This is a genomic window from Streptomyces sp. NPDC091412 (genome assembly GCF_044756885.1).
In the GTDB taxonomy this organism is placed as follows: domain Bacteria; phylum Actinomycetota; class Actinomycetes; order Streptomycetales; family Streptomycetaceae; genus Streptomyces.
Map to the genome: position 1 here is coordinate 1 of NZ_JBIVTV010000001.1, position 24,563 is coordinate 24,563.

Here is a 24,563-nt window from a genome sequence, read left to right on the forward strand (position 1 = left end):
CAGCGTTCGTCCTGAGCCAGGATCAAACTCTCCGTGAATGTTTTCCCGTAATCGGGATGAACACCACGAGAGCGGTGCGAGAGGAGGAATGATCCCCTCGCACACAGCGTCCTCGCTGTGTTTTTCAAAGGAACCTCGTCCCAGCAGATGCTGGAGACGGGGTATCAACATATCTGGCGTTGATTTTTGGCACGCTGTTGAGTTCTCAAGGAACGGTCGCTTCCTTTGTACTCACCCTCTCGGGCTTTCCTCCGGGCTTCCCTTCGGTGATCCAAACTCTATCAGGCTTTTCCGGTCTCTCTGACCACCGTCCTGCGGGCATGCAGAAGGTGATCCCGAGATAGGATCTGACAAGTATGGGTGCTGCCCGGCAAGGACGCCTGGTGACGTCACTCAGCCCCGAGCAGGGGTACGACTGTACATGGATCCGCGGAGTGGGTGCAAATCGTTTCGTTTGGTGGTCTAGACCACCAACGTGAGCTGTGTAAGCTCTCGCCCGTAACCGGTACTTACCGTGACATAGCCTGCTGCCACACTGCGCCGTCCCGGCGAGGCAGTGACGGCGCACATGAATCCCCACCCCTGGGAGGCTTCCCATGACCACCGTGACGTCCCCCGTCGCAGGACGCGCCATCGGACTGGCCGCCGTGCCGGATCCGGTCTTCTCCGGAGCCATGGTCGGCCCCGGCACGGCGCTCGACCCGGTACGCGAGCCCGCCGACGCCGTGGCCCCCGTGGACGGAGTCATCGTCTCGCTGCACCCGCACGCCTTCGTCGTCGTCGACGAGGAGGGACGCGGGGTGCTCACCCATCTCGGCATCGACACCGTCCAGCTCAACGGCGAGGGCTTCGAGCTGCTGGTGAAGAAGGGCGACACGGTGGTGCGCGGCCAGGCGGTGGTGCGCTGGAACCCCGCCGCCGTCGAAGCCGCCGGCAAGTCCCCCGTGTGCCCGATCGTGGCCTTGGAGGCCACCGCCGACAGCCTCTCCGATCTCCGCGACAACGGAGAGGTGAAGGCCGGCGACCGTCTCTTCACCTGGAAGTGACAGCACTGCCTTCCCAGGGCCGGCCTTCCCGGGGACGGCGTACAACAACCACCGCGGCGGTGGGACCCGCCGCACTATCGGAGACGGGTGAGATGGAGACAACGCTGCGAGGCGTCGGTGTGAGCCACGGTGTGGCGATCGGCGAGGTTCGGCACATGGGGACGGCGGTGCTGGAGCCGCCTGCCAAGCAGATCCCCGCGGAAGAGGCGGAGCGTGAACAGGGGCGCGCCCGTCAGGCGGTGGAGGCCGTGGCGGCCGATCTGATGGCACGCGGCAATCTGGCCGGGGGCGAAGCGCAGGCGGTGCTCGAGGCGCAGGCCTTGATGGCGCAGGACCCCGAGCTGATGGCGGATGTGGATCGGCGGATCGCCGTCGGCAGCACGGCCGAGCGCGCGGTCTACGACGCGTTCGCCGCCTACCGGGACCTGCTCGCCGGTGCCGGTGAGTACCTCGCGGGCCGGGTGGCCGACCTGGACGACGTGCGGAATCGTATCGTCGCCCGTCTGCTCGGTGTGCCGATGCCGGGTGTGCCGGACAGCGACGAGCCGTACGTGCTGGTCGCCCGTGACTTGGCGCCGGCGGACACGGCGCTGCTGGACCCGACCCTGGTCCTGGGCTTCGTCACCGAGGAGGGCGGGCCGACGAGTCACAGCGCGATTCTGGCGCGCGCGCTCGGTGTGCCGGCCGTCGTAGCGCTGCCCGGCGCCGTCGAGCTGGCCGAGGGCACGGTCATCGCCGTCGACGGCAGCACCGGCGAGATCTTCGTGAACCCCGGTGAGGAGAAGAAGGCGCAGTTGGAGGCCTCGGCCGCCGAGCGCAAGGCGGCGCTGGCCTCCGCGACCGGTCCCGGTGCCACTTCGGACGGCCACAAGGTGCCGTTGCTCGCGAACATCGGCGGTCCCGCGGACGTGGCCGCGGCGCTCGCTGCCGGTGCCGAGGGTGTCGGTCTGTTCCGGACCGAGTTCTTGTTCCTGGACGACAGCAAGAACGCGCCGTCCGAGGAGAAGCAGGTCGAGACCTACCGGCAGGTGCTGGAGGCCTTCCCCGAGGGCCGGGTCGTGGTGCGTGTGCTGGACGCGGGCGCGGACAAGCCGCTGGACTTCCTGACGCCGGGCGACGAGCCGAACCCGGCGCTCGGTGTGCGGGGGCTGCGGACGCTGCTCGAGCACCCCGAGGTGCTGCGCACCCAGCTGACGGCGCTCGCCAAGGCGGCCGAGGGCCTGCCGGTCTACCTCGAGGTGATGGCCCCGATGGTCGCGGACCGCACGGACGCCAAGGCGTTCGCGGACGCGTGCCGTGCCGCGGGGCTGCGGGCGAAGTTCGGTGCGATGGTCGAGATCCCGTCGGCCGCGCTGCGGGCGCGCTCGGTGCTTCAGGAGGTGGAGTTCCTGTCGCTGGGAACCAATGACCTGGCGCAGTACACCTTCGCCGCCGACCGTCAGGTGGGTGCGGTGTCGCGGTTGCAGGACCCCTGGCAGCCCGCGCTGCTCGACCTGGTCGCGATCGCCGCCGAGGCTGCGCGGGCCGAGGGCAAGAGCTGCGGGGTCTGCGGTGAGGCCGCGTCCGACCCGCTGCTCGCGTGCGTGCTGACCGGTCTGGGTGTCACCTCCCTGTCCATGGGTGCGGCATCCCTTCCCTATGTACGGGCGACGCTGGCGAAGTACACGCTGGCGCAGTGCGAGCGCGCGGCCGCGGCGGCGCGTGCCGCGGACAGCGCGGACGAGGCGCGCGCCGCGGCGCAGGCGGTGCTGTCCGGCGAGTGACCGTGGCCCGCCGTTCGCCGGCTGGTCCTCGAGGGGCGCTCCACCTGTCGGGTGGGGCGCCCCTCGGGTGTTCAGCCGTGCCGCGGGGCCGGTCCTTCTTCTGCTCCGAGGTCGGGCGGCTCGCCGTAGTCGACGCCCGATTCCGGGGAGATCAGGTCGCCGGATTCGATGTCGGTGCAGTAGGCGTCGAAGACCTCGCCGGCGGTGAGGGGTTCGAGGCCGCCGGCGTGCAGGCGCCAGCCGTAGACGCGGTCGGCGGTGCCGGGGGCGGTGGTGCGCATGACGAGCCCGCCGGGGCCGTCGGTGGCGATGCCGAGGGCGAGGACCGTGGTGAACTCCAGGGCTTCGGCCTCGTCGAGTTGTGTGGCGTCGCCTTCGTCGTCGGCGTGGAGGACGGCGAGGAGGGTTTCGGGTGTACCGGTGACGCTGCACACCAGGTGCCGGTTGCCGGGCGGGGCCGTGTCGAGGATGCGGACGACGAGGTCCGCGGCCCGGGCGAAGGCGGCGCGGCCGATGTTCTCGCCGCAGGAGGCGCAGGGGCCGAGCCGGGCCAGCAGGGTGGAGGCGTACTCCCAGGTGGCCTGGCGGACGGCCTCGTCGACGAGGTCGGGGACGAGTTCGGCCAGGGGCCGGCCGTCGTAGGGAAGGGTGGGGCCCCTGCTCGCGAGTTCGGCGGTGAAGCGGGCGCGGCTGGACGGGATGTCGGGGTCGAGACCGGTCGCCGCGCAGTATTCGGCGTACTCCTCGGGGTCGAAGAGGGCCACCGTGGTGTGGCCGCCTTGAGCGGCCAGGAGCTGGAGGAGTTTCTCGACCTGGTGGAGGTAGGCGGTGTGGTCGTCGAACGTGAAGCTGCGGTAGCGCCGCATGGCGCTGAAGTCCTGTTCGTCGGTGAGCAGGCCGATGGTGCCGGCGATCTCCCGGCGCAGGTCGCGCCGCATGGTCAGGTGGTCGGTGTGCGCCATGTTTCCCCCTGTGAGCGCTGTCGATCAATGCTCACTCACCGTAACCGGAGCCACTGACAACGGGGGCGGGCAGGCGTTCACGGAGCCTGCGGGTCCCCCCACCGTGGGCGGTGGGGGGGACCCGGCGCTCAGGCGCGCTTGCGGGCCAGTTCCTCGTAGAAGCGCAGCAGGTCGAGGTCGTCGACCGAGCCGGGGTTGACCGCCTTGTCCAGCGGCGTGCCCTGGAGGAGGCGCTTGACCGGGACCTCGATGCGCTTGCCGGTGAGGGTGTGCGGGATGCCCGGCACCTCGATGACCTCGTCGGGGACGTGGCGTGGGGAGAGCTGTTCGCGGATGGTCCGCTTGATGCGGTCGAGCAGCGCGTCGTCGAGGACGGCTCCGGGTGCCAGCTGCACGAAGAGCGGCATCCAGTAGCCGCCGTCGGGCTGTTCGACACCGATGACGAGGGATTCCTTGATCTCGGGGAGGCGTTCGACGGCTTCGTAGATGTCGGCGGAGCCCATTCGCACGCCCTGGCGGTTGAGCGTGGAGTCGGAGCGTCCGTGGATGATCACCGAGCCGCGGGAGGTGAGCGTGATCCAGTCGCCGTGGCGCCACACGCCGGGATACATGGCGAAGTAGCTGTCGTGGTAGCGGCTGCCGTCGGGGTCGTTCCAGAAGTGGATCGGCATGGACGGCATGGGGTTGGTGACCACGAGTTCGCCGACCTCGTCGATCAGCGGTGTGCCGTTCGGGTCCCAGGACTGGAGGTCGGTGCCCAGGCACGGGGCCTGGAGCTCGCCGATGTGGACGGGGAGGGTCGGTACGGCTCCCGCGAAGCAGGAACACACGTCGGTGCCGCCGCTGACGGAGGCGATCCACAGGTCCTCGCGGACCTCGTCGTGCAGCCAGCGGAATCCGTCGGGCGGCAGCGGCGATCCGGTCGTCGCGACGCACCGCACCGTCGACAGGTCGAAGTCCCGCGAGGGGTGGACCTCCGCCTTGCGGCAGGCCATGACGTAGGCTGCGGAGGTGCCGAACAGGGTGGCTCCGGTGCGTTCGGCGATACGCCACTGGGCGCCGGTGTCGGGGTGGCCGGGGCTGCCGTCGTACAGGATGACCGTCGTGCCGGTCAGCAGTCCGGAGACGAGGAAGTTCCACATCATCCAGCCGGTCGACGTGTACCAGAAGAAGCGGTCCCCGGGGCCGAGGTCGCAGTGCAGGCCGAGCTGCTTGAGGTGCTCGACGAGGATGCCGCCCTGGGACTGCACGATCGCCTTGGGCAGGCCGGTGGTGCCCGAGGAGTACAGCACCCACAGGGGGTGGTCGAAGGGCACCGGTTCGAAGACGGGGTCGACGTCGGCGGAGGTCAGGTCGGACCACTCCAGGGCGCCCTCGGGGGCTTCGGTGCCCAGGAGGGGGATGTGGACGACCGCGCGCAGGGTGGGAAGTTCGCGGCGCAGTTCGGTGACGACGTCGCGGCGGTCGTGCTCCTTGCCGCCGTAGCGGTAGCCGTCGACGGTGAACAGGACGACCGGTTCCACCTGCTGGAAGCGGTCGAGGACGCTGCGGGCGCCGAAGTCGGGGGCGCAGGACGTCCAGACGGCGCCGACGGCGGCCGTGGCGAGGAGGGCGACGACGGCCTGGGGGATGTTCGGCAGATAGCCGCTGACCCTGTCCCCCGGGCGTACACCGAGGGCGCGCAGCTCGGCGGCCAGGGCGCCCACCTGGCGGCGCAGTTCGGTCCAGGTCACCGGGCGCGGTTCGTGTGTCTCGTCGACGTGGAGGAGGGCGGGTTCGTCGGCGCGCGTGGCGGCCGCGCGCAGGGCGTGTTCGGCGTAGTTCAGGGTGGCGCCGGGGAACCATTCGGCGCCGGGCATCGACCGGTCGCCCAGCACGCGCGCGTAGGGGCTGGTGAACCGTACGTCGAACCACTGCGTCACGGCTTTCCAGAAGGCTTCCAGCTCGTCGACGGACCAGCGGTGCAGGGCCGGGTAACCGCCCAGGGCCGGGGCGCCGTGGTGCTCGGCCGCCCAGGACTGGAACTTCGTGATCTGTGCCTGGGCGATCCGCTGCGGATCGGGCTGCCAGAGCGGCAGGGGGTTCGCGGTCGACATGGGGCGGCTCCCGGACTGTGCGCGTCGTGTGCGTCGGTCCGCGCACGTGCTGGGGTGTGCGCGTGACGCGGCTGACACGGACGATGCCATGTGATCGACTTCTACACCAGGGTGCACCGCACATAGTCCGCGTCGTGAAGATGTGGTCGCGGCATGGATGAACGGCAGTTGAACGCCACGCGCGTCAACGGCCGTCGATGGCAGGGTGAGCAGTATGGACGGTCGTGACCTGGTGCGTTCGGTGAAGGCGGTCGGTTCGGCGGGGGTGGCCCAGGGGCTGCGCACCGTACGCGCCGCGTGGCGCCGGCGGCGCGCGGACGCCGTCGGCCTGCCGTCGCGGGGGGCCGAACGCGCGCGGGTGCCCGGTGCGGTGCGGGACGTGGAGCCCGGGCCCGGGGGCGGTGTCGTCCGCTTCGCCCGCTCGGAGCTCCGTATCGCCGTCGCCGGGAACGGGGCCGTCTTCTGGGGGTGGGACGGCGCCGGGCCCGAGCCGTCGTACGCGCTCGCCGGCCCGTGCCCGGAGCCGGACCCGCGCGCGGTGCTGGAGCCGGACAAGGACGGTGGCTGGCGGGTCGTGGCGGAACGGGTCACCCTCGGTGTCTCGCGGCACGGCGCGATCGAGGTCCGCACGCCCGGGGGTGTGCCGCTGCGCCGTGATCTGCCGCCCCGGTGGTGGGAGCCGGACGACGGGGGCCCCGCACGGTGGTCGCAGCGGTCGGAGGTGGCGGCCGACGCGCGGTTCTTCGGTCTGGGCGGCCGGGCCGGCGGTCCCCGGCTGCGCGACGGCACCTATCGCCTGTGGAACACCGATCCGGGCCATGCGTTCGGTCCCGGTGACGACCCGCTCCACGTCACCATGCCGGTGCAGCTGGTCGTGGCCGAAGCGGGCACGCACCTGGTGTTCCACGACAACTCCTGGGACGGCACGGTCACGCTCCGGGAGGGTGCGGAGGGCGCCGGCTCGGGCCACGACCGGGCCGGGGCGAGCGAGTTCAGGATGGACGGCGGTCCGCTGCGCTGCTGGGTGATCGTCGGCACCCCCGCGCGCGTGGCGCACGTCTGGTCCTCCCTCACCGGACCGGCCGCGGTCCCGCCCGCGTGGGCCCTGGGACACCATCACGCCGGGTGGGGCTCCGGCGGCGAGCAGGAGGTGCGGCGGATCGTCGCGGGCTATCACGAGCACGAACTGCCGCTGGACGCCGTGCACCTGGACACCGACCACCACGACACGCACCAGGTGTTCACGGTCGACGAGGACCGCTACCCCAAGCTGCCGGTGCTGGCCGAGGAGCTGCGGCGGGACGGGATCCGGCTGGTGTCCGTCGTCGAACCTGCCGTGAGGGCCGTGCCGGGCAACGCCGTGTACGACGGCGGAACGGCCGCGGACGCCTTCGTGCGGGACTCCTCGGGCCGGTTGGTGCGGGGCGTCGCCCGGCCCGGAGAGGCGGTTTTCCCGGACTTCACGCACGCGCGCGTGCGGCAGTGGTGGGGCGGCTTGTACCGGGAGCGGCTGGGGCGGGGCTTCGCCGGTTTCCGGCACGACATGAACGAGCCGACCTCCTTCGCCGCCTTCGGCGAGACGACCCTGCCCCGGTCGGCCCGGCACGCCCTGGAGGGCCGGGGCGGTGACCATCGCCAGGCGCACAACGTGTACGCCCTGTGCATGGCCGAGGCGGCGTACGAGGGGCTGCGGGACCTGGTGCCCGAGGAGCGGCCGTTCCTCTTCTCGCGCTCGGGCTGGGCCGGGACGCAGCGCTACGGCGGCACCTGGTCGGGCGACGTGGCCACCGGCTGGCCGGGGCTGCGGGCGTCGCTGTCACTGGTGCTGGGGCTGGGGCTGTGCGGAGTGCCGTACTCCGGCCCGGACGTGGGCGGGTCGGCCGGCGGCCCCTCCCCCGAGCTGTATCTGCGCCGGCTCCAACTGGGGTCCCGTCTGCCGTTGTTCCGCACGCACGCGAGCCCGCGGGCGGAGCGCGGGGAGCCGTGGGAGTTCGGGCCGGAGGTCCTGGAGCACGCGCGCGTGGCGCTCGTCGAGCGCCGGCGCCTGCTGCCGTACTTCGTGACGCTTGCGCACTTGGCGCGGCGCACCGGGGCGCCCTATGTGCGGCCGCTGTGGTGGGGCGCGCCGGAGGACCGGGCTCTGCGGGACTGCGAGGACGCCTTCCTGCTCGGCGACAGCCTGCTGGTGGCGCCCGTGCTCGACCCCGGTACGGACCGGAGGGCGGTGCGGCTGCCGCGGGGCCACTGGTACGACACCGCGACGGGACGGGCGTACGAGGGGCCGGGGCAGGTGCTGGTCGACGCCCCGCTCGCGCGGATTCCGGTGCTCGCGCGCGCGGGCGCGGTGATTCCCGTGCGGGGTGAGGGCGGCGGCCTGGAGCTGGAGGTGTGGGCGCCCGCCCAGGGGCGTACGGGCGGCGGACTGGTGGTGCCGGACGCGGGCGACGGCTGGGAGGAGCCGGAGCTCGAACGCTACGCGACCCGTTGGCAGGACGGGGAGGTCGTCGTCGAGCGCGAGCGGGAGGACGGTGCCGGCGAGCCCTCCCACCCGGTGCGCATACGGGGGCTCGGCGCGTCCTGAGTTCGGGCGGGCACCGGGCGGCCGTTGGGGCGTGTGCGGCCTGTCAGAGGTAGCGGCCGTCGAACCAGGCCCGGACGGCCCGGGTGTGCAGCGGGAAGGCGAGCTCGGCGGGCCTGCGCAGCAGGTGCCGGTCCTCCGTCTCGTCGGTGGCGGTGAACTGCGGCAGGCCCTCGGCGGGGCGCTCCGGAAGCAGTCCGAAGAGCAGCAGGTGCCCATCGGGCGAGCTCATCGCGTCGGCGAGCCGCACATCGCGCGCGGCCGCCTCGATCCCGGTCTCCTCCCGGAGCTCGCGGACGACGGCCTGGCGCCAGTCCTCGTGGTCGTCGATGTAGCCGCCCGGCAGCGCCGTTCCCCCGCGCGCGGGGGCGATGGTGCGGGTGATGACGACCAGGGCGGTGCCCCGGGTGTCGTACACGGGCTGGAGGGCCACCGCGACCGGCAGCGGGTTGCGGTAGGCCACGGTGCCGCAGGCCGGGCAGGTGCGGGGCCAGCCGGTGACGCCCTGGCCGTAAGGCGCTCCGCAGCTCGAACAGTGGGAGTGCGGTACGGAGTTGGCGGCCGGGTCCGGAGTTTCGGGCACGCGCGGACTGTATCCGATCAGTGGGCGGACGTCTTCCGTCGGTGGTTGTCACCGTTGCCGCCGGTGTCCTTGACGCTCCCTGTGCGCGGGGGAACACTTCCCCCACTCCCCGGACCCGGGCGTCTCGGGCGTCGGCGCCCCTGCCGCCCATCCCGGGCTGATTTCATCCATGTGGGACAAACTGTTACCAGTGAGGGCGAGGGGACGGATGGTCCCGGCCCTCGGCCGCTTCTCCACTCCCCAAGGGACAGCCATGACGGACAACGCCGAGAGGTTCGTGGCCGCCATCGACCAGGGCACCACCTCGAGCCGCTGCATCGTCTTCGACCACAGTGGCGCCATCGTCGCCGTCGACCAGCGCGAGCACCGCCAGATCTTCCCCAAGCCGGGCTGGGTGGAGCACGACGCCACCGAGATCTGGTCGAAGGTGCAGGCGGTGGTCGCGGGCGCGGTCGCCAAGGCGGGGCTGCGTGCCGACCAGCTCAGCGCCCTCGGCATCACCAACCAGCGCGAGACGACCGTCCTGTGGGACCGGGCCACCGGCAAGCCCGTGCACAACGCGATCGTCTGGCAGGACACGCGGACCGCGGCGCTCTGCAACGAACTGGGCGGCTCCGAAGGGCAGGATCGCTTCCGCGAGCAGACCGGCCTGCCGCTCGCCAGCTACTTCTCCGGCCCCAAGGCGGCCTGGCTGCTGGACAACGTGCCCGGCCTGCGCGATCGCGCCGAGCGTGGTGACATCGCCTTCGGCACGATCGACACCTGGCTGATCTGGAACCTCACCGGCGGAGTCGAGGGCGGCCGGCACGTCACCGACGTCACCAACGCCGGCCGCACCATGCTGATGAACCTGCGGACCCTCCGGTGGGACCGGTCGGTCCTGTCCGCCATGAACGTCCCCGAGGCGATGCTGCCCGAGATCAGATCCTCCTCCGAGGTGTACGGGACCGCCGTCGGCCAGCTCGCCGGGGTGCCCGTGGCATCCGCCCTCGGCGACCAGCAGGCGGCCGTGTTCGGGCAGGCCTGCTATGACGTGGGTGACGCCAAGAACACGTACGGCACCGGCAGCTTCCTGCTGCTGAACACGGGCAACCGGCCCGTGCCGTCCAAGAACGGCCTGCTCACCACCATGGGCTACAAGATCGGCGACGAGGCCCCGGTGTACTGCCTGGAGGGCGCCATCGCCGTCACGGGCGCGCTGGTGCAGTGGTTCCGTGACCAGCTCGGCATCATCCGCACCGCGGACGAGATCGAGCCGCTGGCGGCGAGCGTGGAGAACAACGGCGGCGCGTACATCGTGCCCGCCTTCTCCGGCCTGTTCGCGCCGTACTGGCGCTCCGACGCGCGCGGGGTGGTCACCGGCCTGACCCGGTACGTCACCAAGGCGCACCTGGCGCGGGCCGTGCTGGAGGCGACCAGCTGGCAGACGCGCGAAGTCGTGGACGCCATGTACCAGGACTCCGGGGTCCGGCTGACGACCCTGAAGGTCGACGGCGGCATGACGAAGAACAACCTGCTCATGCAGCACCAGGCGGACGTGCTCGACGTGCCGGTGATCCGTCCCAGGATCTCCGAGACCACCTGTCTGGGCGCCGCGTACGCGGCCGGGCTGGCCACGGGTGTGTGGAACGACCTCGAAGAGCTCAAGTCGCACTGGCGGAAGGACGCCGAGTGGACCCCGTCCATGGACGCCGCCGTCCGTGACCGCGAGTACCGCAACTGGCGCAAGGCCGTGGAGAAGAGCTTCGGCTGGCTGGAGGACGGCGAGAACTAGGAGTCCCCGGCCCCTCGTGAGCGGACCGTGCACCGGACCCTGCCCAAGGGCCGGGGCACGGGCCGCTCACGTGGCGTCAGACGGCGGCGGCCCGGCGGCGGTCCGCGGCGTGGGCCATCGCGTGCTGGACGACCTCGATGAGGACCTCCTTCACCGACTCGCGTTCGCGGGCGTCGCACAGCAGCAGCGGAACGTGGTCGTCGAGGTCGAGGGCCTGGCGGACGGTGTCCACGGGATGGCGGGCGGCGCCGTCGAAGCAGTTGACGGCGACGAGGAAGGGGATGGAGCGCCGCTCGAAGTAGTCCACGGCGGCGAAGCAGTCCTCGAGGCGGCGGGTGTCGGCCAGCACGACCGCGCCGAGCGCGCCCTCGGACAGCTCGTCCCACATGAACCAGAACCGCTCCTGCCCGGGCGTGCCGAACAGGTACAGCACCAGGTCCTCGCGCAGCGTGATACGGCCGAAGTCCATGGCCACCGTGGTGGTGTGCTTGCCCTCCACGCCGCTGACGTCGTCGACCGGCCGTCCGGCCTCGGTCAGCAGCTCCTCGGTGCGCAGCGGCCTGATCTCACTGACCGCGCCGACAAGGGTCGTCTTGCCCACGCCGAAGCCGCCGGCCACCAGGATCTTGAGCGTGACGGGCTCGACCGGGGGCTTGCCGCGCTCAGAACGGCCGAGGATCATCGATCTCTTCTCCTGCTCGATGGGGGTCGGGCGACGGCGGGCCGTATCCTCCGCCGCCGGGGGTCTCGACGACCAGTACGTCGCCGGGGGCGACGTCCGCGGAGTCGCTTCCGCCGAGTTCGGTGACCGTGCCGTCCGCGTGTTCCACCCGGTTGGCGCCCAGTGCCCCGGGCTCGCCGCCCGCCATGCCGTAGGGGCGCACCCTGCGGTGCTGGCAGAGCGTGGAGACGGTCATGGCCTCCAGGAAGCGGATGCGACGCACCGCACCGTCCCCGCCCGGCCACCGTCCGGCGCCGCCGCTGCCGTGCCGGACGGTGAACTCCTCCAGCCGTACGGGCAGCCGCCATTCGAGGACTTCGGGGTCGGTGAGCCGGGAGTTGGTCATGTGCGTCTGGACGACGCAGGCGCCGGGGAATCCGTCGCCCGCGCCCGAGCCGGAGGCGACGGTCTCGTAGTACTGGTGGCGCTCGTTGCCGAAGGTGATGTTGTTCATCGTGCCGGAGCCCTCCGCCTGGACACCGAGCGCCGCGTAGAGGGCGCCGGTGATCGCCTGGGAGGTCTCGACGTTGCCCGCGACGACGGCGGCCGGGGGCCGCGGGGAGAGCATGGAGCCCGGCGGCACGATGATCTCCAGGGGGCGCAGACAGCCGTCGTTGAGCGGGATGTCGTCGGCGACCAGCGTGCGGAAGACGTACAGGACGGCCGCGTTGACCACGGAGAACGGGGCGTTGAAGTTGGTCGCGAGCTGCGCGGAGGTGCCGGTGAAGTCGATCGTCGCCGACCGGCGTTCGCGGTCCACACGCACGCGTACGCGGATGACGGCGCCCGAGTCGGTCTCGTAGGCGTACTCCCCGTCGTCCAGGGCGTCGACGACCCGGCGGACGGCCTCCTCCGCGTTGTCCTGGACGTGCCGCATATAGGCCTGGACGACGTCGAGGCCGAAGTCCTCGATCATGTGGGCGACCTCGTCGACGCCCTTCTGGTTGGCGGCGACCTGGGCGCGCAGGTCGGCGAGGTTGGTCTCCGGGTTGCGGGAGGGGTGGGGCGCGCCGGTCAGCAGGCGGCGGGTCTCCTCCTCGCGCAGGCGGCCGTTCTCGGCGAGCAGCCAGTTGTCGAAGAGGACGCCCTCCTCCTCGATGGTGCGGCTGCCGGCCGGCATGGAGCCCGGCGCGATCCCGCCGATCTCGGCGTGGTGGCCGCGCGAGGCGACGTAGAAGAGGATGCGGTCACCCTGTGTGCCGGCGGTGTCGAACACCGGGGTGATGACGGTGACGTCCGGCAGGTGCGTGCCGCCGTGGTACGGGTCGTTGACGGCGTAGGTGTCGCCCGGCCGCATCCGGGGTCCGCGGCGCTGGATGACCTCCTTGACGCTGGTGCCCATCGAGCCCAGGTGCACGGGGATGTGCGGGGCGTTGGCCACCAGGTTTCCGTCCGGGTCGAACAGGGCGCAGGAGAAGTCGAGGCGCTCCTTGATGTTGACCGACTGGGCCGTGGACTCCAGCCGGGCGCCCATCTGCTCGGCGATGGACATGAAGAGGTTGTTGAACACCTCCAGCAGGACCGGGTCGGCTTCCGTACCGAGATCGGAACTCTGCGTGACCGTCATGCGTTCCAGGAGCAGATGTCCGTCGTCCCGCGCCACGGCCCGCCAGCCGTCGTCGACGACGGTCGTCGCACTGGCCTCGGTGACGATCGCGGGGCCGGTGACGGCCTCGCCGGGGGGCAGGTCCTCACGTCGGTGGAGGGGTACGTCGCGCCAGGCGCCGCCGGTGTGGAGGCGGACGGTCTCCGGGGCGCTGGAGCGGACGGCGCGGGCGGGGTCGTACGGGGAGAGGGCGGACAGATCGGGGGGGTCGGTGATGCCGGTGGCTTCCACGGAGAGGGCTTCGACGACGATCGGGCGGTCGAGCGTGAAGGAGTACGTGGCGCGATGACGTTCTTCGAAGGCGCGCCGCATGGCGGTGGGCGCGGTCAGCTCGACGGTGAGGGTGGTGTCCGTGCCGTCGTAGCGGAGCTGGGCGCGGCGGGTGACGCGGACACGTTCCTCGGGGACGTCCTCGGCGCGCAGTTCCGCGCGGGCCGCGCCCTCCAGATCGTCGGCGGTCTTCAGCACGCCCGGCATGGCGCCGGGCTCCAGGGGTGCTTCGACGGACTGCTCGCGCATGGCCGTGGTGTCGGCGAGACCGATGCCGAGCGCGGACAGGACGCCCGCCATGGGCGGGACGAGCACGGTGCGGATGCCGAGCGAGTCGGCGACCATGCAGGCGTGTTGTCCCCCGGCGCCGCCGAAGGTGGTGAGGGCGTAGCGGGTGACGTCGTGGCCCTTCTGCACGGAGATCCGCTTGACGGCGTTGGCGATGTTGGCGACGGCGATCTGCAGGTAGCCCTCGGCGACCTGCTCGGGGGTGCGGTCGTCGCCCGACCGCTCACGGATCTCGCGGGCGAGGCCGGTGAAGCGTTCGCGGACGAGTACCTCGTCGAGGGGCTGGTCGCCGCCGGGGCCGAACACCTCGGGGAAGTGGGCGGGCTGGATGCGGCCGAGCATGACGTTGGCGTCGGTGACGGCGAGGGGGCCTCCGCCCCGGTAGCAGGCGGGTCCCGGGTCGGCGCCCGCCGAGTCCGGGCCGACCCGGTAGCGGGAGCCGTCGAAGTGCAGGACCGAGCCGCCACCGGCGGCCACGGTGTGGATGTCGAGCATGGGGGCACGCAGCCGGACGCCGGCGATCTGCGTGGTGAGGACGCGTTCGTAGGTGCCCGCGTAGTGGGAGACGTCGGTGGAGGTGCCGCCCATGTCGAAGCCGATGACCCGGTCGAAGCCGGCGAGCCGGGACATGCAGGCCATGCCGACGATGCCGCCCGCGGGGCCGGACAGGACGGCGTCCTTGCCGCGGAACTGTCCGGCCTCGGCGAGCCCGCCGTTGGACTGCATGAACATCAGCCGCACGCCGTCCAGTTCGTCGGAGACGTGCTGGACGTAGCGGCGCAGCCCGGGCGACAGGTAGGCGTCGACGACGGCGGTGTCGCCGCGCGGCACGAGCTTCATCAGGGGGCTGACCTCGCTGGACAGCGAGATCTGCGGGAAGCCGACGCGGGCGGCCAGCTCGCCGACGGCCCTCTCGTGCGCGGGGTGCAGATGGCTGTGCAGGCAGACCACGGCGACGGCGCGGATCCCGTCGTCGTACGCCTGCCGCAGAGGTCCGGCCAGCGCGTCCAGGTCGGGGGCGCGCAGGACGGTGCCGTCGGCCGCGATGCGCTCGTCGACCTCGACGACCCGCTCGTACAGCAGCTCGGGCAGCTCGATACGGCGGGCGAAGATCCGCGGGCGGTTCTGGTAGGCGATGCGCAGGGCGTCCCGGAAGCCGCGGGTGACGACGAGGACGGTCCGCTCGCCCGTGCGTTCCAGCAGGGCGTTGGTGGCCACGGTGGTGCCCATGCGGACCGACTCGATGGAACGGGCGGAACCGTCGAGGAGTGCGCGGATGCCCGCGACGGCCGCGTCGGTGTACCGCGCGGGGTTGTCGGACAGCAGCTTGTGCGTGACCAGACGGCCGTCCGGGCGGCGCGCGACGATGTCGGTGAACGTGCCGCCCCGGTCGACCCAGAACTGCCAGCCCGTCATGTCACCACCCTGCTCTCCCACCGCTCACAGCGCCCGCAGGCCGTTGATCACGTCCCGCAGGATGCTCTCGTCCGGCAGTTCCGCGGGCGGCACGGGACGCGTCACGTGGACGTACTCCTCGTCCACGAGGTCGCCGACGAGCACGCGCACCACGCCGATGGGCAGATCGAGTTCCGCGGCGAGTTCGGCGACCGACTGCGGGGAGCGGCACAGCCCGACGATGTCCACGTGTTCCGGGGACAGCGTGACGTCCGCCTCCGGGTCGTCCACATGGGGTTCCGTGACGACCACCGCGATCAGGTCGAGGCGGTGCTGGGCCGCATGGCTGGTGCGGCCCCGCGTCATGGCGTACGGACGGACCACCGGTCCGGCCTCGTCGTCGAACCAGTGGCTTCGTGCCTGACCGTCTCCGCTCATGTCATCCCACTACCCGCCTCAGGGCACATCGGTGCGCGGAGCGGCACCCAGATGCGCACCGACCCGCTTGACCAGCAGTGTCATCTCGTAGGCCACCTGGCCGACGTCGGAGTCGGCGTCCGACAGGACGGCGAGGCAGCTGCCGTCGCCGGCCGCGGTCACGAACAGGAAGGCGTCGTCGAGCTCGACGACCGTCTGCCGGACGCCGCCCGCGTCGAAGTGCCGGCCCACGCCCTTGGCGAGGCTGTGGAAGCCGGAGGCCACGGCGGCCAGGTGTTCGCTGTCCTCCCGGGTCAGGTCCTTGGACACGCCGGTGGCCAGTCCGTCCCGGGACAGGACGATGGCCTTGCGGATGCTCGCGACCCTGTCCACGAGTTCGTCGAGGAGCCAGTTCAGCTCCACCTTGTTCACCTTGTCCGCCTCGGCCGTCTCGTTCGTCCTGTCCGTCGTGGTGTGGCCGGTCGCCTTCGGTGCGGTCATCGACCGTCCCCCTTTGTCGTTCCTTGTGCTGTGCTGTCGTCCGGGGCATGGTCCCCCGCGGCGTTCTCCTCGCGCCCGCGCCGCCAGCCGCGCTGGAGCGAGGCCATCCGGCTGCGTACCTCGTCGGCGTCGCGTTCGGCCGGGTCCGGGCCGGCGCCTTCGGGCCGGTCGGGGCTCCGCTTCAGTTGCGGGGCCAGACTGGCCTGCCGTCTGCGCCGGGGCAGCGGACCCGCGTCGGGTCCCGGGCCGCCGGGTGCCTCGGCCGGGTCGCGCCCCTCGCCGTCCTGCCCGCCGCCGGCGGGCGCGGGCCGGACGGTGCGCCGCGGAAGGGCCGGAGGCTGCCGCGCCCCCCGGCTCGCGGCCGGGGACTCCTCGGTGCTGTCGCGTTGCCCGCGCCCGTCGGCCGCTGCCGTGGCCGGTCCGGGCGGGGACTCGCCGCGACGGCGGGTCGGCAGCGGGGCCGCCGGTTCACGCTCAGGGCGGCCGGGACCCACCGGGTCCTCGGCGCCGGCCGTCTCGCGGCGGGACCTCTGCTCGGTGACCGGGCGTCCGTGGGAGCTGACCAGCTTGGGTGTCCGGCGCCGGGGCAGCGGGACCGCGCGCCCCGGGTTCTCCTCCTCGCCGGTCTCCTGCGGCGTGCCACGCCGGCTCGTGCTCTGCCGGTGCTCGGCGAGGCTGCGGGGCAGCGTCTCGTGCGCCGTCCGCCGTGCCGGGGAGAGGCGCGGGCCCAACAGTCCGCCGCGTTCGCCGGCCTCCTCGTCGAGGACGTCCGGGAAGTCCTCGATGGCGTCCAGGTCGACGGGCGCCTCCAGCTCCACCGGCCCGTCGAGGACCGAGGCCGGCAGCCCGGGCAGTTGCACGGGTGCCTGGGCGAGAGCGGTCCTGCGGCCTCCCTCCCGGTCGGCCTTCGGGGTGGGCCGGTCGAGGCGGAAGCCGATGCCGTTGGTGTCCGGGACGTCGTCCGTCAGCAGCGCGTCGGGGATGAAGACGATCGCGGTGGTGCCGCCGTACGGGGACGGCTGGAGCGAGACCCGGACGTTCTGCCGCTGGGCGAGCCGGCTGACCACGAACAGTCCGAGCCGGTCGGTGTCGGAGAGCTCGAACTCGGGTGTCTCGGCGAGCCGGAGGTTGGCGTCCAGCAGCGTCTCGGCGGCCATGCCGAGGCCCCGGTCGTGGATCTCCAGGGTGAAGCCGTTGGCGACGCGTTCGCCGACGACCTGGACCGCGGTGTGCGGCGGCGAGAACACCGTGGCGTTCTCCAGGAGTTCGGCCACGAGATGGGTGAGGTCGGCGACGGCCGGGCCCGTGACCGCGGTGCGCGGCAGCCGCCGGACCTCGATGCGTTCGTAGTCCTCGACCTCGGCGACGGCGGCGCGCACGATGTCCATCAGCTGGACGGGCTTGCGCCACTGCCGGGACGGGGCGGCGCCGGAGAGGATCACCAGGCCTTCGGCGTGCCGGCGCATACGGGTGGTCAGGTGGTCCAGCCGGAACAGGTCGGCGAGTTCGTCGGTGTCCTCGGTGCGGCGTTCCATCGCGTCGAGGAGGGTGAGCTGCTTGTGCAGCAGGACCTGGCTGCGACGGGCGAGGTTGACGAAGACCTCGGAGACGCCGGCGCGGAGTTCGGCCTGTTTGACGGCGGCCTCGACGGCGGCCCGCTGCAAGGTGTTGAGGGCCTGTCCGACCTCGCCGATCTCGTTCCTGTCGTACTCCAGGCGCGGGACCTCGGTCTCGACGTCGACCTGTTCGCCGGCCGACAGGCGGCGCATCACGCTGGGCAGCCTAACGCCGGAGGCCTCGTGGGCCTCCAGGCGCAGTTGCCTGAGGTCGCGGATGAGGCCGCGGCCGACGCGCACGGACAGGACGAGCGAGACCAGCACGGCGATCAGGCCGAGCACGCCCGCGACGGCGGCCTCCAGGATGACGTCCATCGCGACCGGGCGGACACGGTCCTGGAAGCGGTCGTTCGCCTCGTCGTTGAGGGTGCCCAGCTCGTCGAGGACGTCTCCGGCGGCGGTGTCCCAGCTCTGCACGCTCACCGCCCGCGGAGTGCCGGACGTGCTGGAGACGGCGGCCTGTTCGGCGGTCCGCAGCGGTGCGGAGGAGGCGTTCCGCCAGAAGCGGTCGTAGCGGCCGCGTTCGGCGGAGGGCAGCAGGGGCAGGTCGACGTCGTACAGCAGGGAACGCTGGGCGACCAGGTCGGAGATGCCGCGGGTCTCGTCGCGGGAGAGGTGGCCGACGATCAGCGAGGAGCCGAACAACGCGTCCTCGCGGGAGAGGAGTTCGCGGGCCTGGGCGAGACCGACCAGGGCGCGGTACTGCCTGGCCAGGTCGACGTCGTCGACGACGTGGAGGTTGGCGAGCAGGGCGTAGCAGGGGTCGATGAGCTGGTTGTAGAGGTCGAGTGCCTGGGCGCGTCCGACGGTGCGGTCCTCGACGCTGCGGCGCAGCGAGTCGATGCCGTCGAAGGCGTCCAGCGCGACGCTCAGGCGTCCGGCGCCGGACGGGCCGAGCGCTTCGCGGACGTCGGGGTTCTTCGCGGTCCTGCGGATCCTGGCGATGGCCTCGTCGGTGGCGCTCCTGCTGCGCCGCAGTGCGGCGAGGCCGTCGGAGGCGCGGGGGTCGGCGAGATGGACGAGGGTCTGGCGGCGTTCCTGCTGCAGGCCCCGGACCGTGTCCTCGGTGGGGTAGGCGACTTCCTCCACCACGGAGGACGCGTTGAACAGCTGCGTCACCTGCCGCCCGGTGATCAGCGTGGCGAAGGCCCAGATCGCGGTGAGCGAGAGCAGCGGCACGAGCAGCAGCGCCACGATCTTCCGGCGGATGGACTTCCCGCGAAAGCGCATGGCCTCCCCCAGCTCGTCCCCCAGAGGCCCCGGGGTACACATGTGCGTCAACAAACGGCGCGAGCCTACTACCGACATGCAGTCAACTCGAAGAGTCGTCCGGAGCCAGTACTTCCGTATGAGTGCCGGGAGCGGGCGAGTTGTCGGGGCATTGCGGGAGATGCCGGTCCGGAAGGCCGTGGTGGCGGGGGTACGGGAACGGGGCGTCCGGCCCGGTCGGTTGACCGATTTTTTTCGTCGGCCGGGAATCTTCGTGACGTCTCGTTCGTCCTTGTCCATGGGAGATGGGGGCGGAATCGGCCACAGGAGACGCAGTGCGCCTCCGGGCCGCGTAAAACAGCGCAAGCCGGGCAGCCACTGGGGAGCCGATTCTTCGGGCACCGGGGCGAGCGGTCTGCCGGCGGTGGGGAGGGACGCAAAGTGATGGGGACAGCGGAGCGACCGGGGGCGTACGGGTCTTCGGTGTACACGGGCGGGCGGGACGGGCAGCCGTCCTACAGGCCGTTGTGGGTCGAGGAGCCCGCGCGGCGGCGCAGGCTGCCGGATCCGGTGCGTTCGGCCGCCGTGCGGGCGGTGCTGATCGTCTCCGTGACGCTGATACAGGCCGTGGTGGCGTTCCTGTTCAGCGTGTCCGGGTCGTGGCTGGCGTTCCCGATGCTTCTGAGCAGCGTGGCCGGCACGGTGGTGGCCACCTGGGCGGCGCTCGACGTGTGGGTGACCCGCCAGGTGTGGAACCAGCGCAACGGCGTGGTGTCGGTGCCGAGCAGTACCGCGCGTGCCCTTCGGCGGGAGCGGCGCCAGGCGCGGCGGGAGGCGCGGGCCGCCGAGCGGGCGCGGAAGCGGATACGCGGCCGGAACGGCTCGGGGCAGCTGTCGCATCCGTAGGGGTGACCCGGCCGCCGGCGGGCGGCGGCCGGTCGAGCGGCCGGGCTCGGTCGGGCCGGTCGAGCGTGACGGCCCGGCCGGGCTCGGTCACGCCGGACGCTTGAACATCCGGGTCGCCGTGATCTCGCTGTGCACCGCCTCGCCCGCGGGAGTCTGCTGCGGCAGCCCTGGCCTCAGGTGCTCCTCCACACTGATGTACTTCAGCCCGGCCCTGAGGTCGGCGTCGTTGCGCAGCCGGATGACCAGGGGGAACTCGGCGAGCGCCGTCGTGTCGAACAGGCCGGTGGTGTAGAGGAGCTGCACACCGAGGGCGTCCGAGACGGCCCGCTGGAGCTCCAGCAGATAGGTGGCGTTGGCGCGGCCGATCGGGTTGTCCAGGAAGAGCGTGCCCGCGTGGCGGTGCTTGTCCCGGCCGCGGTCGTTCGACCTCAGGGCGGCCATCGTGCAGTACAGGGCGATGGCCGCGGTGAGCAGCTGGCCACCCGAGAACACGTCGCCCATCTGCCCGACGGGGACCCGCTCGGCGCGCAGGACGGCGTCCGGCTTGAGGATCTCCACGGCGATGCCCTTGGGCTGGAGCGCCGCGCCGACTCCGCGCAGCAGCAGGGACATGCCGTCCCGCCGCAGGTCCGAGTTCTTCTTCACGGCGGCGCGGGTGGCCTCGTCGATGACCTCGCCGAGCCGCTCGGTGAGCGTGGCCTGGTCGGGTTCGTCGAAGCGGATGCGCAGGAACTCCTGCCCGGACCACTCGCCGAGCCCCTCCGGAAGGCGGGACAGACGCTGGGCCGACCTGAGCGTGGCGAGCGCCGACTCGACCAGTCCGCGCAACCGGTCCACGATCGAGTCCCGGTTGCGTTCCAGTTGGGCCAGTTCGTCGGTGAGCACCCGGAGCCGGGGCGCGAAGGCCTCCGCCCATTTCCGGGCGTGCTCGGGCAGGGCGGAGGCGGGCAGTTCGCGGATCTGCTGCCGGGCGGGGGTGCGCACCTGCTCGTAGCGCGTGGAGTTGGCGTGCCGGACGAGGACGTCGCTCGCCTCGCGGGCGGCGGAGTCGGCGGCGGACAGGTCGCCGGCGCAGCCGCGCAGTGACCTGCGGGTCTCGGCGGCCGCCTGCCGGGCGTCCTCCGGGCTGCCCGGGTACGGCTCGGGTTCCTCCTGCTCCTCGTCACTCGTGTTTTCGCGCAGCTGGTCGCGCAGCATGCCGGCGATCTCGTCGAAGCCGCCGGCCGCGTCCTCGGCGGCGCGGTGGGACTCCAGCAGCTCGGCGTGCGCCTCACGGGCCTGGGCCAGCGCCCCGGCCCTGGAGGCGAGTTCGGCGGTGGCGGTGCGCAGCAGGGCCTGTGCGTGCTCGGCGTCGCGCGGGAGCAGGTCCTCGGGGAGTTCGGTGTGTGCCTCGCCGTCCTCGGGTGCGTGCCGCTCGGCCTCGCCGCGCAGCCGGCCGAGCTGTTCGCTCGCGGAGGACATCCGGGTCTCCAGGAGCTGCACCAGCTCCTCGGCTCGGGCGGCGGCGCCCTGCCGGGACGGCCCGTCGGAGCCCTCGGGGGATTCCAGGAGTTGTTCCGCGCGCGTACGGACCCTGTTGCTGAGCCGGTCGAGTTCGGCGCGGGCGGCGCTCTCGTCGCTCTCCGCTCGGGCCTGCTCGGCACGCAGGTCCGCGCCGACACCGACCTTCTCGTAGACCTGGGAGGCGGCCCGGTAGGCCTCGCGCAGAGCGGGCAGGGACGCCCTGGGTGCCTCCCCGTCGCTCTCCGGCACGCCGTCGGGGGCGCCGGCGATCTCGGAGCGCTCGGCGCGCAGCGCCCGCGCGGTGCGGCGGGTGTCGTCGGCGGCGCGCTGAGCGGCGCGCCGGTCCTCGTCGGCGGCACGGGCGCGTTCCAGGCAGACCTGGGCGCGGGCCTCGGACTCGGCTGCCTCGTCGGCGAGTTCGCGCAGCCGGGCCTGCCAGCCGGCCCGCTCGCGCAGCCGGAACGCGAGCCCGGCGAGGGCGTCGGCGGCGCGCCGCGCCTTCTGGGCGGCCTCCTGCCGCTCGTCGCGCTCCTGGGCGACTTCGGCGGCGGCCTCGTCGGCCTCCGCCCGCAGGCTCCGCGCCTCGGCCAGCTCGGCCTCGGCCTCCTCGGCGAACACGCGCGTGTCCTGGGCGGCCTGTGCCAGCTCCAGCAGCCGGCCGGCGGGGCAGCCGGTGCGCCAGGAGGCGAGCCGCGCCGCCAACTCCCGGTCCTTGCCGAGCCGGGCGGCCAGGGTGCGGATTTCCTCGTCCCGCTCGGTGGCCCGCGCGCGCAGCGCCTGCCGTTCCTCGTCGGCGGCGTACTCGTCGTGCATGGCCGGGTTCGGCGGAACGAGGAACACGTCGCCCTGCGGCGTGCCGTCCGCCGGGGTGGGGGCGAGCAGGGCGGCCGCGGTGCCGACGGCCACGGTCGAGCGGGGCAGCAGGGCCGCGTCCGCGAGGGCCTCGCGGGCACGCGCGTGCGTGTCCGGGTCGGTGATGATCACGCCGTCGACCAGCTCGGGCCGGGCGGCCAGGACGCGCGCGTGGTCGGCGGGGTCGACGGCCTGGGCGAGGTAGCGCCAGCCGGGCAGCGCGGGGATGCCGTGCTCGCCGAGGAACTCCACCGTGGCCAGTACGTCCGGGCCGGGCGGCAGCAGGCCGCCGTCGCCGAGCGCGCCGAGGATCCGGGAGTCGTCGGCGGCGGCGGTGCGCAGTTCGAACAGATGCCGCTCGGCGGAGGAGACGGCGTCGACGAGCAGTTCGCGCAGCTCGTCGGCGAAGCGGTCCAGGTCCTCGGGGGTGAGCGTGCCCTCGGCCCCGGCCTGGTCCGTCTCCGCGGCACTCTGCCGTCCCGGGGTGCCGTACGGCGCCCCTCCGGTGCGGTGGGCCGACTCGGCACCCGCCATCGTGGCGTCCGGTCCGGTCCGGGGCGCCGGCACTCCGGCCCGCGCGGCCCCGGTCGCGCCCGGCAGGCTCAGCAGTTCCGCGAGCCGCCCCTCGGCCGCCAGCGCCTCGGCAATGCGGCGCTCGGTCTCGTGGGCGCGCTGGGCCGCCGTCGCCGCGTCGGCCGCGCGGGCCGCGGTGAGCTCCGCGCGGGATTCGGCCGAGGCGGCCTCGCGCGCGTGTTCCGTGGCCTTCCGGGCAGTCTCGCGGACCTGGTCCCAGGCGGCGACCGCCGTCTTCTCCGCGTCGCTGGCGGCCAGGGCCGCACGCGCCGGATCGGCGTCGGGGGCGCTGTCGTCCAGCCAGCCCGCACGTACCGCCTCGGCGGTCTCCTGCTCGACCTCGGCGAGGCGCTGCCGCAGATGCCCGGCCTCGCTGCGGGCGCGCTGCGCCTCGGTCGCGGCGGCGGTCTGGTCCCGGTAGGCGGACTCGCCCACCTCCTGGAGCCGCGCGGACCGCTCCTCCTCCTCGTTGGCGACGGTCTCGGCGCTCTCGGCGGCCGCGTGCAGGGCCCGTACGAGATCCGTGGCGGCCTTGGCGCGCGCGGCCAGGGCCGGGGCCGCGTCCCGCTCGGCCTCCTGGATCGCCGCGGAGACACGGGCCACACGGTCGGCGGCGGCGCGGTGGCGCAGCACGGCCTCGGCGGCCTGCCACGCCGCGTACAGGGTGCGCGCGTCGGCGAGCTCCCGCTTCTGCGCGGCCGCGGATTTCTCGGCGGCCGCGAGGGCCAGTGAGGCATGCCGGTAGGCGAGTTCGGCGGCGATCAGCGCGCTGCGCTCGCGGGCGCCGTCGGAGTGCGTGACGCCGTAGGCGGCGGCCGTGACGCGCTGGGCGAGGTCGGCGGCCCGGACCCGCTCCCGTACCGCCCGGGCGGACAGCCGTCGCGCCAGCGTCCGGGTGCGCCGCTCGGCCGCGACGTGGACGTCACGCGCGCGTGTGCGGGCCTCGGCGGCCTCGACGATCCGGCCCAGCAGGTCGACCGAGCCCGCGGTGAAGTCCCGCTCGGCGATCAGCTCGGCGCGCCGGCCCAGCTTGTTGCCGAACCCGCTGACCAGGTCGGCGAGCCCGTCGGTGTCGCGGGTGTCGGTGACGGCGCGCAGCAGCAGGTCGGTGAAGTCGGAGTCCTTCTTCACCGCGAACAGGCCGGCCGCCTCACCCTCGTCGGCGTTCATCTCCCGCTGGTAGCGGAAGAGTTCGGGGTCGAGGCCGAGGTCGCCCAGGTGCTCGGTCCAGCGTTCGTGGATCTCCTCGAAGTGCACCTCGAGGTACGGGTAGGTCCTGGCAGCCTCGGTGATGGCGTCCCGGAAGCCCTTCATGGTGCGGCGACGGCCCCGCGCGCCCGACTGGCCCTCGGCGGAGGGCCGTACGGAAGTGGCCTCGGCGACGGGGAGGTTGTCCAGGGTGAGTCCGGGTCCGGGCCGGAAGGAGTACCAGGCCTCGGCGAACTTCCGCGGGTCGTTGGAGACCTGGCGCCCGCGCCACTCGCTGACCTTGCCGACGACCACGCACTCGCCGGTCTGCACGTGCTGCCACTCCAGCGCCACGTGCCCGCAGTCGTCGGCGAGCAGGAACTTGCGCAGCACGCCGGAGCTGGCGCCACCGAGGGTGTTGCGGTGGCCGGGCAGCATCACCGAGAAGATCAGCTTGAGCAGCACCGACTTGCCGCCGCCGTTCTCCAGGAACAGCACACCGGCGGGGGCGGGCCGGCGCGGCGGGCCGACCGGCTCCTCCTCGAAGAACTCCGCCTGGATGGGCGCGGGATCGGGCACCGGCTCGCCCACGCTCCGCAGGTCAAGCACGGTGTCGGCGTAGCGCGCACCGGCGGGCCCGATGGAGTAGAGGCGGACCCGGGACAGCTCGTACATGGCGGACTCTCGTCAGTCTTCTTGCAGTTGGGGGGTGGCGG

14 protein-coding genes are annotated in these 24,563 nt (G+C 72.8%); 5 read left to right on the plus strand and 9 right to left on the minus strand.

Going from position 1 to position 24,563, the window contains the following annotated elements:
- Window positions 1-596: 596 nt before the first annotated feature.
- On the plus strand, window positions 597-1,046 hold the full coding sequence (locus ACIQMV_RS00005; protein WP_141362943.1) for a PTS glucose transporter subunit IIA: 450 nt from the start codon (window positions 597-599) through the stop codon (window positions 1,044-1,046).
- A gap of 92 nt (window positions 1,047-1,138) precedes the next feature.
- Window positions 1,139-2,809, plus strand: a complete 1,671-nt coding sequence (gene ptsP / locus ACIQMV_RS00010) for a phosphoenolpyruvate--protein phosphotransferase (protein ID WP_402589913.1) — start codon at window positions 1,139-1,141, stop codon at window positions 2,807-2,809.
- A 71-nt stretch (window positions 2,810-2,880) separates the two neighbouring features.
- Here the strand turns inward: ptsP and ACIQMV_RS00015 are convergent, their stop codons facing one another.
- Window positions 2,881-3,771 carry a hypothetical protein gene (locus ACIQMV_RS00015; protein WP_402589915.1) on the minus strand — a complete coding sequence of 297 codons (891 nt, stop codon included), beginning with the start codon at window positions 3,769-3,771 and terminating at the stop codon, window positions 2,881-2,883.
- Between the two features lie 128 nt (window positions 3,772-3,899).
- The gene (locus ACIQMV_RS00020; protein ID WP_402589917.1) at window positions 3,900-5,867 is read right to left on the minus strand and encodes an acetoacetate--CoA ligase; all 1,968 of its coding nucleotides are present in this window, start codon (window positions 5,865-5,867) and stop codon (window positions 3,900-3,902) included.
- 214 nt (window positions 5,868-6,081) lie between these two features.
- Between ACIQMV_RS00020 and ACIQMV_RS00025 the strand changes: the two genes are divergently transcribed.
- A complete protein-coding gene (locus tag ACIQMV_RS00025) occupies window positions 6,082-8,448 on the plus strand; it encodes a glycoside hydrolase family 31 protein (protein ID WP_402589919.1) in 2,367 nt (788 codons plus the stop codon).
- A 43-nt stretch (window positions 8,449-8,491) separates the two neighbouring features.
- On the opposite strand, the gene ACIQMV_RS00030 is transcribed toward ACIQMV_RS00025, so the two are convergent.
- A complete protein-coding gene (locus tag ACIQMV_RS00030; RefSeq protein WP_141362933.1) occupies window positions 8,492-9,028 on the minus strand; it encodes an NUDIX domain-containing protein in 537 nt (178 codons plus the stop codon).
- 253 nt (window positions 9,029-9,281) lie between these two features.
- Here ACIQMV_RS00030 and glpK point away from each other — a divergent pair, with 253 nt between their 5' ends.
- Complete coding sequence (glpK, locus tag ACIQMV_RS00035) at window positions 9,282-10,802, plus strand: glycerol kinase GlpK (RefSeq protein WP_402589921.1); 1,521 nt, start codon at window positions 9,282-9,284, stop codon at window positions 10,800-10,802.
- Between the two features lie 76 nt (window positions 10,803-10,878).
- Here the strand turns inward: glpK and ACIQMV_RS00040 are convergent, their stop codons facing one another.
- From ACIQMV_RS00040 to ACIQMV_RS00060, 5 genes are read right to left on the minus strand one after another with little or no spacing between them, the layout of a single operon-like run.
- Window positions 10,879-11,484 (minus strand): GTP-binding protein, encoded by a 606-nt coding sequence (locus ACIQMV_RS00040; RefSeq protein WP_401777600.1) that lies wholly within the window; start codon window positions 11,482-11,484, stop codon window positions 10,879-10,881.
- The gene (locus ACIQMV_RS00045) at window positions 11,465-15,103 is read right to left on the minus strand and encodes a hydantoinase B/oxoprolinase family protein (RefSeq protein WP_402589924.1); all 3,639 of its coding nucleotides are present in this window, start codon (window positions 15,101-15,103) and stop codon (window positions 11,465-11,467) included. The genes ACIQMV_RS00040 and ACIQMV_RS00045 overlap by 20 nt, the downstream gene beginning before the upstream one ends.
- Window positions 15,104-15,127: 24 nt before the next feature.
- Complete coding sequence (locus ACIQMV_RS00050) at window positions 15,128-15,520, minus strand: DUF742 domain-containing protein (RefSeq protein WP_388476463.1); 393 nt, start codon at window positions 15,518-15,520, stop codon at window positions 15,128-15,130.
- A gap of 18 nt (window positions 15,521-15,538) precedes the next feature.
- Complete coding sequence (locus ACIQMV_RS00055; protein WP_401777605.1) at window positions 15,539-16,000, minus strand: roadblock/LC7 domain-containing protein; 462 nt, start codon at window positions 15,998-16,000, stop codon at window positions 15,539-15,541.
- Window positions 15,997-18,846, minus strand: a complete 2,850-nt coding sequence (locus tag ACIQMV_RS00060) for a nitrate- and nitrite sensing domain-containing protein (RefSeq protein WP_402589926.1) — start codon at window positions 18,844-18,846, stop codon at window positions 15,997-15,999. The genes ACIQMV_RS00055 and ACIQMV_RS00060 overlap by 4 nt, the downstream gene beginning before the upstream one ends.
- 423 nt (window positions 18,847-19,269) lie before the next feature.
- On the opposite strand from ACIQMV_RS00060, the gene ACIQMV_RS00065 reads away from it, so the two are divergent.
- Window positions 19,270-19,731 carry a hypothetical protein gene (locus tag ACIQMV_RS00065; protein ID WP_402589928.1) on the plus strand — a complete coding sequence of 154 codons (462 nt, stop codon included), beginning with the start codon at window positions 19,270-19,272 and terminating at the stop codon, window positions 19,729-19,731.
- An 87-nt stretch (window positions 19,732-19,818) separates the two neighbouring features.
- Here ACIQMV_RS00065 and ACIQMV_RS00070 read toward each other — a convergent pair whose 3' ends face one another.
- Window positions 19,819-24,522, minus strand: coding sequence for a hypothetical protein (locus tag ACIQMV_RS00070; protein ID WP_402589930.1), 4,704 nt, complete (start codon window positions 24,520-24,522; stop codon window positions 19,819-19,821).
- Window positions 24,523-24,563 lie beyond the last annotated feature (41 nt).

Excerpts from the sequence above, each read along its gene's own strand:
- ACIQMV_RS00040 (WP_401777600.1), bottom strand. The coding sequence starts at position 11,484 with ATGATCCTCGGCCGTTCTGAGCGCGGCAAGCCCCCGGTCGAGCCCGTC.
- ACIQMV_RS00070 (WP_402589930.1), bottom strand. The coding sequence starts at position 24,522 with ATGTACGAGCTGTCCCGGGTCCGCCTCTACTCCATCGGGCCCGCCGGT.
- ACIQMV_RS00060 (WP_402589926.1), bottom strand. The coding sequence starts at position 18,846 with ATGCGCTTTCGCGGGAAGTCCATCCGCCGGAAGATCGTGGCGCTGCTG.
- ACIQMV_RS00015 (WP_402589915.1), bottom strand. The coding sequence starts at position 3,771 with ATGGCGCACACCGACCACCTGACCATGCGGCGCGACCTGCGCCGGGAG.
- ACIQMV_RS00020 (WP_402589917.1), bottom strand. The coding sequence starts at position 5,867 with ATGTCGACCGCGAACCCCCTGCCGCTCTGGCAGCCCGATCCGCAGCGG.
- ACIQMV_RS00065 (WP_402589928.1), top strand. The coding sequence starts at position 19,270 with ATGGGGACAGCGGAGCGACCGGGGGCGTACGGGTCTTCGGTGTACACG.
- ACIQMV_RS00045 (WP_402589924.1), bottom strand. The coding sequence starts at position 15,103 with ATGACGGGCTGGCAGTTCTGGGTCGACCGGGGCGGCACGTTCACCGAC.
- ptsP (WP_402589913.1), top strand. The coding sequence starts at position 1,139 with ATGGAGACAACGCTGCGAGGCGTCGGTGTGAGCCACGGTGTGGCGATC.
- ACIQMV_RS00055 (WP_401777605.1), bottom strand. The coding sequence starts at position 16,000 with ATGACCGCACCGAAGGCGACCGGCCACACCACGACGGACAGGACGAAC.
- ACIQMV_RS00025 (WP_402589919.1), top strand. The coding sequence starts at position 6,082 with ATGGACGGTCGTGACCTGGTGCGTTCGGTGAAGGCGGTCGGTTCGGCG.
- glpK (WP_402589921.1), top strand. The coding sequence starts at position 9,282 with ATGACGGACAACGCCGAGAGGTTCGTGGCCGCCATCGACCAGGGCACC.
- ACIQMV_RS00005 (WP_141362943.1), top strand. The coding sequence starts at position 597 with ATGACCACCGTGACGTCCCCCGTCGCAGGACGCGCCATCGGACTGGCC.
- ACIQMV_RS00050 (WP_388476463.1), bottom strand. The coding sequence starts at position 15,520 with ATGAGCGGAGACGGTCAGGCACGAAGCCACTGGTTCGACGACGAGGCC.